Origin of the sequence: Limnobaculum zhutongyuii, from assembly GCF_004295645.1 — a bacterium.
GTDB lineage: Bacteria > Pseudomonadota > Gammaproteobacteria > Enterobacterales > Enterobacteriaceae > Limnobaculum > Limnobaculum zhutongyuii.
This window is the reverse complement of record NZ_CP034752.1, coordinates 631,319-646,276: the sequence shown is the minus strand read 5'-3', so window position 1 is coordinate 646,276 and position 14,958 is coordinate 631,319. Positions and strand designations below refer to the sequence as shown.

At 45.0% G+C, this 14,958-nt stretch carries 17 protein-coding genes; 3 read left to right on the top strand and 14 right to left on the bottom strand.

Annotated elements, in window-relative coordinates:
- Positions 1-23: 23 nt before the first annotated feature.
- Positions 24-1,046, bottom strand: coding sequence for a TerC/Alx family metal homeostasis membrane protein (locus EKN56_RS02460; protein WP_130590355.1), 1,023 nt, complete (start codon positions 1,044-1,046; stop codon positions 24-26).
- Between the two features lie 167 nt (positions 1,047-1,213).
- Positions 1,214-1,678 carry a multidrug/biocide efflux PACE transporter gene (locus EKN56_RS02455; protein ID WP_130590354.1) on the bottom strand — a complete coding sequence of 155 codons (465 nt, stop codon included), beginning with the start codon at positions 1,676-1,678 and terminating at the stop codon, positions 1,214-1,216.
- Positions 1,679-1,793: 115 nt separating this feature from the next.
- Between EKN56_RS02455 and EKN56_RS02450 the strand changes: the two genes are divergently transcribed.
- Together EKN56_RS02450 and EKN56_RS02445 are read left to right on the top strand one after the other, a co-directional pair.
- Complete coding sequence (locus EKN56_RS02450) at positions 1,794-2,669, top strand: LysR family transcriptional regulator (protein ID WP_130590353.1); 876 nt, start codon at positions 1,794-1,796, stop codon at positions 2,667-2,669.
- Between the two features lie 176 nt (positions 2,670-2,845).
- On the top strand, positions 2,846-3,307 hold the full coding sequence (locus tag EKN56_RS02445) for a YehS family protein (protein ID WP_130590352.1): 462 nt from the start codon (positions 2,846-2,848) through the stop codon (positions 3,305-3,307).
- 46 nt (positions 3,308-3,353) lie between these two features.
- On the opposite strand, the gene EKN56_RS02440 is transcribed toward EKN56_RS02445, so the two are convergent.
- From EKN56_RS02440 to EKN56_RS02425, 4 genes are all read right to left on the bottom strand, one after another.
- On the bottom strand, positions 3,354-5,081 hold the full coding sequence (locus EKN56_RS02440; protein ID WP_130590351.1) for a ShlB/FhaC/HecB family hemolysin secretion/activation protein: 1,728 nt from the start codon (positions 5,079-5,081) through the stop codon (positions 3,354-3,356).
- A gap of 77 nt (positions 5,082-5,158) precedes the next feature.
- The gene (locus tag EKN56_RS21430) at positions 5,159-6,322 is read right to left on the bottom strand and encodes a collagen-like triple helix repeat-containing protein (protein WP_130590350.1); all 1,164 of its coding nucleotides are present in this window, start codon (positions 6,320-6,322) and stop codon (positions 5,159-5,161) included.
- 456 nt (positions 6,323-6,778) lie between these two features.
- Positions 6,779-7,366 (bottom strand): undecaprenyl-diphosphate phosphatase, encoded by a 588-nt coding sequence (gene ybjG / locus EKN56_RS02430; protein ID WP_130590349.1) that lies wholly within the window; start codon positions 7,364-7,366, stop codon positions 6,779-6,781.
- Between the two features lie 15 nt (positions 7,367-7,381).
- Positions 7,382-8,107 (bottom strand): phosphatase PAP2 family protein, encoded by a 726-nt coding sequence (locus tag EKN56_RS02425; RefSeq protein ID WP_130590348.1) that lies wholly within the window; start codon positions 8,105-8,107, stop codon positions 7,382-7,384.
- Between the two features lie 235 nt (positions 8,108-8,342).
- On the opposite strand from EKN56_RS02425, the gene panE reads away from it, so the two are divergent.
- Positions 8,343-9,272 (top strand): 2-dehydropantoate 2-reductase, encoded by a 930-nt coding sequence (gene panE, locus EKN56_RS02420; protein WP_130590347.1) that lies wholly within the window; start codon positions 8,343-8,345, stop codon positions 9,270-9,272.
- Between the two features lie 39 nt (positions 9,273-9,311).
- Here the strand turns inward: panE and EKN56_RS02415 are convergent, their stop codons facing one another.
- From EKN56_RS02415 to ulaA, 8 genes are all read right to left on the bottom strand, one after another.
- On the bottom strand, positions 9,312-9,752 hold the full coding sequence (locus EKN56_RS02415; RefSeq protein ID WP_130590346.1) for a type II toxin-antitoxin system HicB family antitoxin: 441 nt from the start codon (positions 9,750-9,752) through the stop codon (positions 9,312-9,314).
- Between the two features lie 18 nt (positions 9,753-9,770).
- Complete coding sequence (locus EKN56_RS02410; protein WP_130590345.1) at positions 9,771-9,953, bottom strand: type II toxin-antitoxin system HicA family toxin; 183 nt, start codon at positions 9,951-9,953, stop codon at positions 9,771-9,773.
- A gap of 403 nt (positions 9,954-10,356) precedes the next feature.
- Positions 10,357-11,043, bottom strand: a complete 687-nt coding sequence (locus EKN56_RS02405) for an L-ribulose-5-phosphate 4-epimerase (RefSeq protein ID WP_130590344.1) — start codon at positions 11,041-11,043, stop codon at positions 10,357-10,359.
- Complete coding sequence (locus EKN56_RS02400; protein ID WP_130590343.1) at positions 11,043-11,903, bottom strand: L-ribulose-5-phosphate 3-epimerase; 861 nt, start codon at positions 11,901-11,903, stop codon at positions 11,043-11,045. The genes EKN56_RS02405 and EKN56_RS02400 overlap by 1 nt, the downstream gene beginning before the upstream one ends.
- 9 nt (positions 11,904-11,912) lie before the next feature.
- Positions 11,913-12,569 carry a 3-keto-L-gulonate-6-phosphate decarboxylase UlaD gene (locus EKN56_RS02395; RefSeq protein ID WP_168189582.1) on the bottom strand — a complete coding sequence of 219 codons (657 nt, stop codon included), beginning with the start codon at positions 12,567-12,569 and terminating at the stop codon, positions 11,913-11,915.
- Positions 12,570-12,617: 48 nt separating this feature from the next.
- Entirely contained in the window at positions 12,618-13,076 is a 459-nt protein-coding gene (gene ulaC / locus EKN56_RS02390; RefSeq protein WP_130590342.1) for a PTS ascorbate transporter subunit IIA, read from the bottom strand.
- 10 nt (positions 13,077-13,086) lie between these two features.
- Positions 13,087-13,392 (bottom strand): PTS ascorbate transporter subunit IIB, encoded by a 306-nt coding sequence (gene ulaB / locus EKN56_RS02385; RefSeq protein WP_130590341.1) that lies wholly within the window; start codon positions 13,390-13,392, stop codon positions 13,087-13,089.
- Positions 13,393-13,410: 18 nt separating this feature from the next.
- Positions 13,411-14,817: a PTS ascorbate transporter subunit IIC gene (gene ulaA, locus EKN56_RS02380; protein ID WP_130590340.1), complete on the bottom strand. Its 1,407-nt coding sequence runs from the start codon at positions 14,815-14,817 to the stop codon at positions 13,411-13,413.
- Positions 14,818-14,958: the final 141 nt, after the last annotated feature.

Genomic DNA, 14,958 nt, shown 5'->3' with positions numbered 1-14,958 from the left:
CAGTCAGGGTTACCGGCATATAACTAGTTATCGTCTTTAGCAGGAAAAATAAAACTGCTCAAAATACCGATGGCTAACGCCGCTAATACCACACCAAGGCTAAGGGTTGCGCTGATCTCATACCCGTGATGCCATATATGCTCACTGGCATTCAGTGCCAGCTTAAAGCCAACAAAGAACAGTAAGAAGATTACTGCCTTTTCCAGATGAACCAGATGGTTACGTAACGCCTCCAGCACAAAGTAAAAGGTTCTCAAACCCAGTACGGCAAACATCATGGCTGAGTAGACGATTAACGGTTCACGGCTAACCGCAATCACCGCAGGAACGCTGTCAAAAGCAAACATCACGTCAGAAATTTCCACCACTGCTACGCATAAGAATAACGGGGTGGCGTAACGTACGTTTTTCTTCACGTGAAAAACAAAATCTTTATTTTCAGGACGGGCTAAATCCGCCTTTACTTCCTCAGCACTTAGCAAAAAGTGATTGCCTACCAGCTTTGGATAAACCGGAAAAAAGCGCCGTACTAGACGGTTTGCCGGGTGACGTGAATAATCTTCAATTTCGTCACCATCATGATTGGAACGTAACATCATAACCGCAGTAAAGAACACTATCACTGCAAATAACATCTCCACCCAAGGACCTAACGCCAATAAACCGGTACCAATCGCCACAAAAATACCACGGAAAACAATGGCACCCATGATGCCCCAGTAGAGCACCCGATGACGATATCCGTTCGGGATCTTAAACCAGGCAAAGATAGCCATGATGACAAACAGATTATCGACGGACAGCACCTCTTCCAGCGCATAACCCGTCAGGTACAGGCTGGCGATATCTGCACCATGCTGAACATAGAGAAAACCACCGAATCCGAGGCCGATAGACAGCCAAAACAGACACCAGATTGAGGCGTTTTTCAAGCTAATAGGCTTATCCTTGCGGTGTGCTATCAGGTCAATGGCCAGAGCAGAAACGGCAAGCACAATAAAAACCGTTACGGTTAACGGAGGAAAACCAAGGCTGGTTTGTTCCATTATGTGATGGGGCCTTTATTAAATTCGAATAAATTAAATACGATGGGATTCGTGCCACTGTCGATTATAGCACCGTTGATAAACAGGTGGGGAAAGAGTTATCGGTAAAAGAACCAACAAAAAATCGATATTAACAGGGGGAAACCTGAAGATTTCCCCCATTGTTTTTACTTCTTATAATTTCCAGCCAGTCGCATTTCCATCTTTCTGGCCCGGTGCTTAATCATCTTCTCCCTTAAGGTGTCATAAGCCAGATTGAAGATATAGGTATAAGGCAGAAAGAAAAGAAAGAAACCAATCTCCATCAGGAATGCTGTTTTAACACTCACGCCTAATATTGCCACCACTAACCCCAGACCGATGATGATAAATCCACCTTCAAAGCCCAGAGCATGGAAGGTTCGCACTTTGGCATTACGGGTAATACGGTTGGAAGGCCAGAAACGATCGAACAATGCGTTATAAATGACGTTCCAGATCATCGCGGTAGTCGAAAGCACAATTGCCAACGTTCCCATCTGCATGATGGAGCGATCCATCAACCACGAAAAAAGTGGTGCAGTAATAATAATGGCAATCACCTCAAAACAGACCGCGTGAAAAATACGCTCTGCTAATGTTTTCTTCTGCATAAATGACCTGCTTGTTACTTTAAGTTTAAAAAAGGCCGAACTATTCGGAATTGTCGATTATCATCGCTTTTTGGGATATATTAAAAATAGATACCATCTAAAAAATCGATACTTCATGAACTATTCCCCTGAAGCATTAGTCGCCTTTGTTGAAGCCGCTGCGCTGGGCTCCTTCTCTGCTGCGGCCCGTAAGCTACACAAAAGCCAGTCCACCATCAGCACTGCCATTGCGAATCTGGAAGTTGATCTCGGCCTGATGCTGTTTGATCGCAATAGTCGTCATCCGGTACTGACACCGCAAGGCCTCAGAGTGCTGAATCAGGTAAAAGAGATTTTGAACGCCAGCCAGCGTCTTGATGAACTGGCTATTCGACTTTCCACCCACATTGAGCCGCGCCTCAGTTTTGTTTTGTCTGATACCTATCAACCAACCCGTCATGAAGAGATCATGCAAAATTTTGAGCGCCGCTATCCCGATATTGAGTTCGAATGCCTGATTGCCGAAGATGAAGATGTGATTAATCTGCTGCAAACCGGCCGCGCCCATATTGGATTGATCGAAGTACAAAACAGCTATCCGCAGGACATTGGCTTCTCCCGACTGCTGGAACAGACAGAAATGAGTTTGTTCGTCGCCAGACAACACCCATTAGCCTCACTAAAGCAGGTGACTAAAGAGCAGTTAGCAAGTTCACGTCAGCTCTGTCTTAATACCTATCAGCGCACACAGGAGCGGATACCTCAGGGTCTTATCTGGTCAGCGCCCAGTTACTTAATGCTGCTGGAAATGGCAGAGCAGGGGTTTGGCTGGGCGATCCTTCCCCGCTGGCTGGTTCGTCAGTTTAGCCAGCGCCCACTGGTTGAACTCAAGGCCCGGGGTTGGCCAAAAACCATTTCGGTAGATGCCGTTTGGTCGAAAAACTCACCACCCGGCCCTGCCGGACGATGGTTTTTGGATCAATTGTTGGATCTGGATAAACAGCCCCTGTAAGGCGTTGCACAATGGCTTCACGATAAAAATAATCTCGATTAAATATTGAGAAACCATGGATTAATGCCTACTATGCTGCCGTTAATGTCAGCGGTTAAAGATTATCCACTGAACAATAATAAAACCGGTACCGACAGCAACGTTCGGTCCGAAACGAAAAATGTGGATAATAATCAATGATTAATACTTATACCTTACGAAGTGTACGTTACATGCTGGATCTCAGTGATGCACAGATGGTGCAAATCATTAAACTGGCAGACCTGGATGTCTCGGTAGCTGATATGGCTTGCTGGTTAAAAAAAGAAGACGAAGCGGGCTACAAAGCCTGTGACGATCGGGTAATGGGCCATTTTCTTAACGGTCTGATCTTCTTTAGACGCGGTAAAGATGAAAACTTCCCCGCTCCTGAAATTGAGCCCCGGATAACCAATAACATCGTATTAAAGAAATTGCGTATCGCTTTTGAGTTGAAAGATACCGATCTGTTGGATATTTATAAATCAGTAGATTTCCGCGTTTCTAAACCCGAACTCAGTGCGGTGTTCCGCAAACCGGGCCATAAGAATTACCGCGAGTGTGGCGATCAATTATTACGCTATTTCCTGAAAGGCCTTACCAAGCGCCTGCGTGGCTAATGAGATTCATTGTTAAATAATCAGGCCGGGCTCTCCCGGCCTGATGCTAATTATTGAAGTTGTAGGTAAAGGTCGCATTGAAGCGAAAGCCACGTTTATCACTGTCGCTGGGTATATCTCCGATTGGCCTTGCCCCTTCCAGAGAAAGAGAATAGTGCTTACTGTCCCCGATGGTGACACCCGCTGCATAGGATGCCAACTTTCTGTCATTCAACGCCCGTTGATTAAAGTAACTTCTGGCGCTGTCCACTAGCACATAAGGCTGAATAGTATTGAGCCAACGGCTTTCGCGACTATACATATAGCGCATTTCAAGCTGACCACCATAGCCATAATCACCGCTGGCATCACCGTCCGGATATCCCCGACCATAGCGTAAACCACCAAAACTGACGCGTTCCGGTTCGGGTAAATCGTTATCTGACCAGTCACCCTCAAGGCTGGCACTCAAGCGCCATTTTTCAGCTAACAAATAAGCTGCATCGTTATTCAACCGCCAACGGGTGAAAGCAAGATCGGTATCCGGTAAATCACTGTTAGCCATTGAGCCTTCAATACCCTGCCGTAAATTCAACCGGGTAGACCAGACTCCCTGACTATATTCCCGGTAACGCGCTAACGATAAATCAGCAGCCGGATAGCGTAGCTTAAATCCTTCCTTCGCCGAGAAAGGATCCCCCAATAGTCGGCCATGATAAGAAACGTCATACTGCTTATCCAAGTAGTCCAGGCCACCGCTTAAGGTCCACTGATTCTGTCTGGTTAACAACAGAGGATAATTAAACTGAATACCGCTGGTATATTGGGTCTCTTCTGTCTTGCTACCAATATCAACATCCAACTGGGGTAATACCAGTACCGGCGTATCCTTTTTCGGTTTCTTGTTGTAATAACTTCCTTTCAGCTGCACCTGTAAGCCATCATCATTCAAGTACTGTTGGTAGTTCATACCAACATAATTCTCTTTATTATCATTACTCCCCAGCGGTACCAGAGTAGCAATACCAAGCTGTTCACCATAAGACGTTAAACCGCTTAACGTGCCGTTAATGACTGCCTTTTGCTGGTCTTTGCGGCTATCTACCGTGGAACTCAGGTTCCAATAGTGAGGATGATCTGCTTTAACATCCAGTAGCGTAGCGCCATAAATATTATCCGGATTTTTTGCCGATGCGCTGACGGTAGTATCAGGCGTTCGGTTCATTAAAATACTGTAGCGTTCAAACCACGCTTGCGTCAGCGGCTTTTGCTCCATTATTTTACGCGACAGCCTTTCTAATCGATGGGCAACCGCCGTGTTATCACTTTGCACCCGGCTATTTGCAATATAGCCCTCTACTAACGCTACGCTTAGCGTACCCTGTTGGAAATTTTTCGATGGCAGATAGGCATAAGATAGGATATAGCCATCCTGATGGTATCTTTCAGTGATGGTTTGAGTAGCCTCAATCAGTTTCTTTAACGGAACTTTTTTACCAATAAAATCAGCATAGGGTTTCATTAATGCCTCATTGGTATAACGCGTTCCACCAATAAACTGCAGGTGTTTAACGTCGATGAGTGTTTCCAGTGTTAGCCCGGTAGTTACAGTCTGTTCATCGGAAGAAGGAACTGTGGCCTGTGCACCTCTTTCCCGTGGTGCACCAGGTTTAGCCACTTCACTGGCTAATTTTGCCGGGTTATTAGGGTCAATCAACGTGGGTAAAACGTCAGCCCACGCGCTGCCCACGCCAGATGTGAATAGACATAACAGGCCAATTTGTCTTATTTTCATAATCGATTTCTCGTGACATACCCAGATATTAAAGTGCCCCCACGAATGGGGGCACTAAGCATGATGATTAAAAATGATTATTTACCTGACTTATTTTGTGTCCCGCCGATGCTGATACCTGCACCTGCACCCGCACCCGCACCAAGACCCGCAGTAACATTACCGACCAGCCCTCCAACCGGATTAGTGTTGGTGCCACCTGCAGCATTACCAGAGGTAATACCACCAACCGTACTGGTTACACCGCTAACCAAACCACCAACCAGGCCACCAACACTGCCCGTATTACCCGCTGAAGAACCACCGGTAGAACCGGTTGCACCGGATGCCGTATTGGTCAGAGTGTTCACTACGCTACCCACTACGCCGCCACCAGATGCTGTTGAGCCCGAAGTCACCAGTCCGCCGGTATCCCCCACTTTTTGGGTGACGTTTTCCGTTGTGACAACCACCGGAGTAACAACGCCAGTTAATGCCGTCGTCACTTTAGCCGTAGTACCTGAAGTCAGATCTTTTGCCAATCCATCACCCACATCAGACACCACACCGCCAACTTTATTAACTACGCCACCCGTGGCATCCAGCACGCCGGTTTTACCAACGGTACCTAATAGTTTGGTATCACCTAAAGCAGCAACCGTATCACCTAAACCAGAAACACCATCACCCAATGAACTGACCGCTTTTGGCACACCGGCTGCGGTATCACCAAGGGCATTTGGGTTTGAACCTAACTTACCAACGCCATTTTGAATGCCGCTACCGACATCGTTAATCGCATTACCTGCTGAATCCACCAGTGAGACGGTCCCCTGAACAACAACGCCTCCGGCATCAGGCAATTTCACGTTACTGACCACATCACCCACACCTTTAACCGTGTCACCAACACCATTTACTGCACCGCCCACATCATTCAGCACATTTCCGGTAGTCGTAGAAGTCGTCTCGGTTCCGCCTCCACCGTTATTGCCACCATTATTACCACCGTTGTTTCCTCCGTTATTACCACCATTGTTTCCAGCGCCGCCATCTCCATTACCGCCGCTGCCACCACCGTTATTTGCACTACTACCATCATCACCACCAGAACTACCATCATTACCAACGTTCTGATTACCCTTATCTTTTAATGCGGAGCTAATTGATCCTCCTCCGCCCCCACTACACGCCGCAAGAGAACAGGCAAGCATAATTGCCAATGCAATGCTGCTCAGGCGGCCAATATTTGTCCGTCTCATATGAATAGCCTCTTATTAGAAAACGTCTGATGACGTAATTATAATTGTAGGAGCGGTTTTTAATTATTCCAGAATAGATTAGATATATTTACCAATATAACCCGTGCTGGTTAAAAGCAAATATTTATATTTTAAAATAACGAAAATTAGGCATGAAAATAATACATAAAAATATATTTAAAATTACTGAATGAAATAACTGTTAAATATATTTATATTTAAATATCATTATGATAGATAAAATTACTAATGATATTAATATATGCATTAATAATGAATGTTTAATGTCTTAAAAGATTCAAACAGAATGATAATTTATTATAAATATCTTGCATAAAATGAAGGGGCTTAAATATACCGGAATATCATTTGTTAATTAAAAAACGATAACTCTGTTAACAACGTCTCGATAATTTTCAGGGCCATATTGGCCCTGTTTTAACATTATTTGATTAACTAATATTTCACCCAGCTTTTCTTTATTGGCAGAATAAAAACTCGATGATATATCTTCTCTGAATTGATCAAAAAAGATCTGCCATAGAGTGACCAAATCCATTGCGTCAGGAAGCAGGAAACCAGCGCTACCATAAGGGCACCGACCATATCCATAGGCCAATGAACACCCAAATAGACTCTAGACCATGCAATACCTGATGCCCACGCCATAAAGAACAAACCAATACTTAAACGCCCCCAAAGCAGAAACGCCAGTGCAAATGTAAACGCTCCCGTGCCGTGATTACTTGGGAAAGATGGTGTATTGCCATGGCCCAGTAACTGATAGCCAACCCCCTGAATAAACGGGCGAACGTGAGGAAAGAGGGTACCTAACGTTTTAGCCAATATCACACCAAATGCTAAAGCAAGAAGTGTTTTTATCACCAACTCCCGACGAGGTACCCATAACCACGCAACCAGCAAAACAATCGGTATAATGTTTATCGCCTGTTTTGCCAAAAACTCAGCTAACTTAATAATCCAAAGAGGAGAGTCTGGCGTGACATTTATCATCATAAACAATTGATAGTTAATATTTTCCATAGAATTCTCTCGCTATTAATAACGCTGTCTGCGCCATACGGTAATACGCCCCACCAACCAATAGCACCCAAGCTGGCTTAACCACACCCACCAACCAGCCCAAAGGTTATGGGAAAGAAAATGCGCGCCTCTCATCACTTGTCCGTACCCCATCACCATTCCAAGAAAAATACCCAGTAACCAACAACACCAGGCCAACTTGGGGCGTTCCGGGTAAAACAAAAAAAACAGTGCCATCACAGCAAATCCACAGGATGAATGACCGCCGGGAAAACATTTGCCCGGTCCGGGATTCACTCCAGTAGAAACGGATTCAAACAGGTGAAGGTAAGCAGCCTGACCGCCAAATTCGCTCAGGCTCCAGGGGCATGAATGAATACTGGATGCTTTTAAAGCACCAACCACGGCAGTGCCAATACCAAGTAATACCATCGCCACAACTAAACGGGGATTTTTACGGCATATTCCCCAAAACAGGGCCACAACGGCGGATGCAATAATCGAAAACTTAAGTAGTTTGTGATTAATTAACTCCAGCCAAAAGTTGTCTTTCAGGGGAAAAGAGTGCGTTTCAACCTGATACCATTGCGCTGTGATCCAAAAATCCAGCCGGTCATACCAGGAGAGGCCCAAAAAAAGCGCGGCTGCAACCAAAAGAAATAAAACCTGACGTACATAGAAAGAGGATGGTAATACCTGAATACCACGACCAGTGATCTGAGTCTGATTGCTGCCTGTCATTAAATTACCCTGTTGAGAGTACAAAGCGATCTTTACCAATATGGCAACAAAGTATAGAGAGTAATTCTTAGTAAATTATTAAGCGCTAACTGTTTGACCTGAATTCATTGTTTATATCATTCAGGTATCGCACGTCAGGTATGTCGCGAAATGATTTTTCGATCTATTCTAAATGCCTGACACTCAATTCTCATTTCATAACATGATTAATCGTCTATCAGACTGAGGATGCTATATGCGAATTCTTATCGTAGGGGCAGGAGCCGTTGGTGGCTACTTTGGCGGCAAGTTGCTGCAATCAGGACAGGATGTGACTTTTTTAGTTCGCCCGGCCCGGGCACAAAAGTTAAAACAAAATGGATTAATCATTAAGAACCCGGGAAATCAGCTAATCTCACTGCCCTCACCTCCTTTAGTGACCACAGAGCAAATTAGCCACCCTTACGATCTGATTCTGCTTAGTTGTAAAGCTTACGATCTGGAGAACGCCATCGATTCATTCTCCCCTGCCGTAGGCCCAAACACCGCCATCCTGCCATTACTCAACGGTATGCGTCATATTCAAATCTTAGAGCAGGCTTTTGGCCGCGAAAAGGTGCTGGGTGGATTATGTAATATCGTTTCTACGGTAGAAGCCGATGGCACTATCTATCGTATGACGCCTATTCATAACATCATTTTTGGTGAACTTGACGGGGCCAAAAGCGACAGAACCAGCCGCATCGCTGACATTTTTAAACAGACTGATTTTCAGTCTGAGCATAGCGAGAATATTCTACTGGCAATGTGGGAAAAATGGCTGTTCCTTGCCTCTCTGGCAGCCAGCACCTGTCTGATGCGGGCACCAATTGGCGATATTATTGCTTCACCTGATGGAAAAACATTTATTTTAATGTTGATTGAAGAGATAAGAAGCATAGCGCTTAAAGCAGGCTATGCTCCCGGTGTAGAACGCGCACATCAGATGTTAACCGAACCAGGGTCTAAATTAACCGCATCGATGTATCGTGATTTGCAAAATGGCTCACGTATTGAAGCTGACCATATTGTTGGTGATCTACTGTTCCGCGCCGAACAATCCGGTATTGACCTTAATAGCCTGATACGGCTACGAGCAGCTTACACTCACCTGAAATCTTATGAGTTACAACGTTCCGCTGTTTAAGCTTATTGGTTAGCCTCCTTCCCGGCAATCCGGGGAGGATTATCCTTCCATCCTTAATAATTCATTTTTTGCTGCAACGGCCAAAAAATGGCTGCGGTCACGGTAATCTTCCTGAGTTTTAACGCGCGAATCAATTCGACGAATTAGCACATCCGGTAGAGAAATATTAATCCGCTGTGGCTTTCCTTCCAGCTCAGATAAATCAACCTCAATCACGAACCATTGTTGCCCGTCAAATTCAGGGTGCGTATTCTGATAAACTAACGGGCCACGATCGTTAATATGCTCCAGCGCATAATTTCCTGATTCAATCATATCTGTGATGGTTAGTAAGATGGCTTCCCGAGCCATTCCGGCGACATCTTCTATCTGGTCTGCCGCTGAAAAACATCCATAGTTTTCATTACATAATGCAGGCACCGTCAGCCCATAAGCCGTCTGTTCATCCTGTGGTACTTCAACAGCAATAGAAAATAACATATAGCCCCCTGATAAAACCTAAATTCCAGCCGCTCTTCTGATCGATCTAATCGTTCCCTCAGGCAAATTCTTTTTAGGATGAGGTACTGGAAATGTCTTTTTTGTTATTGGAGACCACCATATCTGATGACTTCCTCCATTATGGCGCCGCCATTCACACCCGGCAGCCCGAAGATCTTTAATCAAATCCGATGATTTCATTTATCACTTCCATTTCAATATACACACTAATACACACAATCGCAATAACTGTGTGTATTGATGTGTAATAAAAATTAAACACTATCGCTACAGCACAATACAATCTAATTGAATATACTGATAAATAAGAAGAAACAGATAATATGAATGGAATGCGCTCTAATTAAAAAAAGATCTGATGATGTAACTTACATTGTCTTTTTAGATATATATCGCAGCAAACAAGTTGAGATATCAATATTGGTACCATCTTGATAATGATTTAGGAGATAAGATCAGCGAAACGTATGACTCAAAACAGCATTGCTTAACAAGACAGACCGATTTAATGGAGTAATTGATTAAAGTCTCCAATTAAATCGGTCAGAAATGTTATTTCACATATCAAAAAACAGATCGCCTGTTATGACTGACCATAATAAGCATTTGGACCATGTTTTCTCAGAAAATGTTTATTTAATAAATAATTATCTATTGGTCGTAGATGAGGATTAATGCTACAGGCAATCCAGGCCATTTTTGCCACTTCTTCCATAACTACCGCATTATGTACTGCCTCATCAGCATTTATACCCCAGCTAAAAGGACCATGTTGATAAACAACGATACCCGGCGTGTATAAAGGGTTAGATTCACCTACCGTTTCAACGATCACTTTTCCTGTATTAAGCTCGTACTCGCTATTTACCTCATCGGCGGTGAGTGCCCGCGTACATGGAATATCACCGGAAAAATAGTCCGCGTGAGTGGTACCCAAGGCAGGTATTGACATTCCCGCCTGCGCCCAGGCCGTTGCATAAGTAGAATGAGTATGAACTATGCCCCCGAGTTGCTGATAACGACGATAAAGTTCGAGGTGTGTGGAAGTATCAGAAGAGGGTTTATAGTGCCCTTCTACTCTTTCTCCATCGAGATTAACCGTCACCATATCCTCAACTTTCATATCCTGATAGGCCACACCGCTGGGCTTGATGACCACCAATTGCCGCTCCCGATCGATAGCGCTAACGTTTCCCCAGGTAAAAGTCACCAAACCATGGCGCGGCAGGTCCATATTCGCTTCATATACCTGCTGTTTTAGCTGTTTCATCAGGCGATGGCCTCCATCAATAAACCCGCACTTAACATTCGTTGTTTAACCCAATCCCGTGCAGCTTTCACTTCTTTCACAGGATCGACTGCTGTTTCACTCCACATCTCGATTAAGTATGGCCCGCAGTAACCACTTTCCTTTAACGTCCTGAAGCAACGCTCAAAATCAACAACGCCAGTACCAAAAGGAACGTTTTTAAATATCCCCGGTAATGTGTCCTTAATATGTACAGCAACAATATGACCGCTCCCTGCTTTTAGCTCCATCTGCACATCATTGTCCCAGGCAGATAGATTGCCAATATCCGGATAGAGCTGAAACCATGGGTTATTCAAATAATGGGCATATCCCATCGCTTTGCTGATGGAGTTCATCAAGGGATAATCCATAATCTCCATCGCCAGTGTCACCTGAGCACGGCTGGCCATCTCGACAGCCAGCTGCAAACCATCCCGAAAGCGCTCACGGGTTTCATCATTGGCTTGTTGATAATAAACATCATAACCAGCCAGTTGAATCACTCGAATACCGACATCCTGCGCCAGCCGTATGGCTTTACGCATGATTTCTAACCCTTGATTACGTATAGCGTCATCTTCAGAACCAAGCGGAAAACGACGGTGGGCGCTTAAACACATAGAGGGAACGCGTATTCCCGTTATGGCTATGGCATTAACTAACGACAAACGCTGCTCACTGCTCCAGTCAAGCCGGGCCAGTCGGAAATCACTTTCATCTACTGACATTTCAACAAAGTCGAACTCCAGCTCTGCCGCTAACTGCAGGCGGCTTAGCCAGTCCTCACCTGCGGGTAATGCTTTTTCATAAATGCCTAAGGGCACGGCTTTTTGCAGCATAGCGTTTCCTTAACCCCAAATCAGAGCGATTGAACGTTTAAACTGGCGGGCAGCCTCTACCGGATCGGCGGCATCACGAATGCTACGACCGGCAATAAAGACATGAATTGGTATTCCTTTAAACAGAGGTAAATCTTCCAGCGCCAGTCCTCCGGTCACCGTCACTTTAAACCCCATATCTGATAACCGTTTAACAGCCTGAATATCTGCCTGTCCCCAGGCGATACCAGCCGCCTGAGCATCACGACTACGGTGATATACCACTTGCTGAATCCCTGCCTGATACCACTCCTGTGCCTGCTCCCAGGTCCAGTATCCGGTCAATTCGATTTGAACATCACCGCTGAACTCCTTTGCAACCTCCAGTGCTCCTTTCGCCGTATTAATATCCGCACAGCAAATGACCGTTACCCAATCGGCATTGGCTTCAAAACACATACGAGAAAGAATTTTGCCAGCATCAGCAATTTTGGCATCGGCTAAAACAATTTTATGAGGGTAGAGCGCTTTAAGATCGCGTACCGCACGCACCCCCTCACCCACACACAGAATGGTTCCCACCTCGATAATATCGACCTCTTCGGCAATCAGGCGGGTTGTCTGGTAGGCATGGTCTAATGTCTGGTTATCTAACGCGACCTGTAGCATAGGTAAAGGATGAGTCATATTTTTTCCTTTTAAATCAATGAAATTAATATCACCACTACGGTGAGCCTAAGCATTCACTCTGTCTATCAACGCCAGTACCTCTTCAGAAGTTCGGCAAGCCCGTAAATGCTCAAAATTGGCCTCGTCTTCAAACAGATTAACCACCTGCATGATCCCCACTTCCTGATGGGTGTGTGCATCAACAGCCGCTAAGGTGATCAAAATATCAACCGGATCGTTATCTTCATGATGAAAAACCAGCGGTTTCTTCAGCGTTACCAAAGCAAAACCCGTTTTTTTTACGCCTTCCTCAGGTCGCCCGTGAGGCATAGCTAAACCGGGCGCAATAACAAAATAGGGGCCAAAACGCTCGACTCCATCCAGAATGGCCTGATAATAGCGAGGCTCTACAACGTCAGCTTTCACCAGTAAATCAACGCCAATCTTTACCGCCTCTTTCCAGTTATTTGCCTCTGCCTGCAGGCAGATAGCGTTATTCTCAGCCAGAGAGTCACGCAGCTTCATATTCACCCCCCTATTTCATATCCTGTGGGAAATGGGTCTGAATCACTTCCATCAGTTTTGGTCCAAAATCAGCGGCTGATAGCATGTTTCGTACGCCGACCACATGCTTATTACCACTCACCGTGATTTCACTGGCTACATGGGTAGAAGCAACAATAATATCGGCTCCGCCTAACTCTGCTTTGTATTCACCTACCGCACAGCTATTGACCGAATGATTAACGCCCTGCTGCGTCAAAAACTGATCCACTTTCATTTTCATGATCATGGAACTACCCTGCCCACAACCACAGACTGCAAGAATACGTACCGTCATAATGAGTTCTCCTATCAGTTAACTGGCAGAATTTAATGAAGATTCTGTTAAGCGTTTTTCGGCGTCTTCTTCAGCCCGCAAGCTGCGTCCGGCAAAAAACATGTAAATCAAAGCAATCACAATGACTATCCCCATAAACCACAGGCCCAGCGTTAATCCCTGCATTAGAGGCGGCGCTAAAATAGACCAGTCAGCCATTCCCATCCATGCACTCAGCCCCGTTAACTTAACCGCCCATACGCAGCCAAAAATCTCAATCATGCCCATAACCAGACAGATCTTCAGTGCAGCACGCCATCCGCCAAAATGGTTGGCAAATACGCCGATAGTGGCATTAGAAAAGAACATAGGAATAAAGCCGGGAATAATCATGATGGAAGACCCGGCAGCTATCAGAATGGCTACTGCAATTAATTGACCAATGGTTCCCCACAGGAAGCCCCATACCACTGCATTAGGAGCAAAGCTATAAATTGCAGCACAATCGATGGCCAGTACGGCTCCGGGAATTAAGCGTTGAGAAATTCCATTAAACGCCTCAGACAGTTCGGCAACAAACATCCGCACGCCCTGAACGATAATAAAAATGGCTACTGCGAACTGAAAACCGGTTTGCAGAATATAGATGCTCCAGTGCACCTTTCCGGCCATTTTTTGCACGGTATCAATACCAAATGAGCAGAGAATGGCGCCGAAGAATAGCGTCATCACAATTGCCGTAGAGACGATATTGTCGTGAAAGATATTCAACCAGCCTGGAAGTTTCAGATCTTCAACGCTCTCGCCTTTTTTACCCAGATAGGGCGCTATTTTGTAGGCAATCCATGAGGCAAACTGTTGCTGATGACCAATAGAGAATCCACAGTTATCGGTCACTTCCTGGGTTGGTTTAAACATCATATTAGAGGTGATTCCCCAATACAGAGAAACCAACACGGCGGTACAAAGAATAGTGGTCCACATTGGGTAGCCGAGAATATAGAAAAATACGGCAATCAGCCCCGCCTGCTGAAACATGATATGGCCCGTCAGCATGATGGTACGAATACCCGTCACCCGACGTAGCAAGACATAGGTAATATTTAATGCCAGCGCCAACAGTACGGCATAACCAACCCAGCTGTAGGCATCCCCCATACGTTCTATTGTCGCCATCATTGAAGCGTAGGTATCAGATATCGCCCCGTTAATACCATAAACTTCTGACATCTTTGCAACGACAGGCTTAAAGGTGCTGGTCAAAATACCCGACCCAGCCTGCAATAGCATGAAGCCGATGATGGTTTTAATTGTTCCTTTGATGATCACCGTTGCGCTTTTACGCAGCAGCAAATAGCCAAGACAAGTCACAATGCCCAGTAACAACGGGGCATTAGTCATAACCTGATTAAAAAAAATGGTAAAGACGTTATAAAAGGTTTCCATAAAGCACTCCATTCGGCTTTTGGCATACTCGTCGCCCTTTAATATTTTTAAATTAAGGTGTGATATGACGAGCTGTGTTTATAATGCCCGACCACTCTAACAATCAAATTTAATCACATAAAGATTAAATTTGATTATTTG

Coding starts and splice junctions, on each gene's coding strand:
- EKN56_RS02460 (WP_130590355.1), bottom strand. CDS start 1,046: ATGGAACAAACCAGCCTTGGTTTTCCTCCGTTAACCGTAACGGTTTTT.
- EKN56_RS02455 (WP_130590354.1), bottom strand. CDS start 1,678: ATGCAGAAGAAAACATTAGCAGAGCGTATTTTTCACGCGGTCTGTTTT.
- EKN56_RS02450 (WP_130590353.1), top strand. CDS start 1,794: ATGAACTATTCCCCTGAAGCATTAGTCGCCTTTGTTGAAGCCGCTGCG.
- EKN56_RS02445 (WP_130590352.1), top strand. CDS start 2,846: ATGATTAATACTTATACCTTACGAAGTGTACGTTACATGCTGGATCTC.
- EKN56_RS02440 (WP_130590351.1), bottom strand. CDS start 5,081: ATGAAAATAAGACAAATTGGCCTGTTATGTCTATTCACATCTGGCGTG.
- EKN56_RS21430 (WP_130590350.1), bottom strand. CDS start 6,322: ATGAGACGGACAAATATTGGCCGCCTGAGCAGCATTGCATTGGCAATT.
- ybjG (WP_130590349.1), bottom strand. CDS start 7,366: ATGGAAAATATTAACTATCAATTGTTTATGATGATAAATGTCACGCCA.
- EKN56_RS02425 (WP_130590348.1), bottom strand. CDS start 8,107: ATGACAGGCAGCAATCAGACTCAGATCACTGGTCGTGGTATTCAGGTA.
- panE (WP_130590347.1), top strand. CDS start 8,343: ATGCGAATTCTTATCGTAGGGGCAGGAGCCGTTGGTGGCTACTTTGGC.
- EKN56_RS02415 (WP_130590346.1), bottom strand. CDS start 9,752: ATGTTATTTTCTATTGCTGTTGAAGTACCACAGGATGAACAGACGGCT.
- EKN56_RS02410 (WP_130590345.1), bottom strand. CDS start 9,953: ATGAAATCATCGGATTTGATTAAAGATCTTCGGGCTGCCGGGTGTGAA.
- EKN56_RS02405 (WP_130590344.1), bottom strand. CDS start 11,043: ATGAAACAGCTAAAACAGCAGGTATATGAAGCGAATATGGACCTGCCG.
- EKN56_RS02400 (WP_130590343.1), bottom strand. CDS start 11,903: ATGCTGCAAAAAGCCGTGCCCTTAGGCATTTATGAAAAAGCATTACCC.
- EKN56_RS02395 (WP_168189582.1), bottom strand. CDS start 12,569: ATGACTCATCCTTTACCTATGCTACAGGTCGCGTTAGATAACCAGACA.
- ulaC (WP_130590342.1), bottom strand. CDS start 13,076: ATGAAGCTGCGTGACTCTCTGGCTGAGAATAACGCTATCTGCCTGCAG.
- ulaB (WP_130590341.1), bottom strand. CDS start 13,392: ATGACGGTACGTATTCTTGCAGTCTGTGGTTGTGGGCAGGGTAGTTCC.
- ulaA (WP_130590340.1), bottom strand. CDS start 14,817: ATGGAAACCTTTTATAACGTCTTTACCATTTTTTTTAATCAGGTTATG.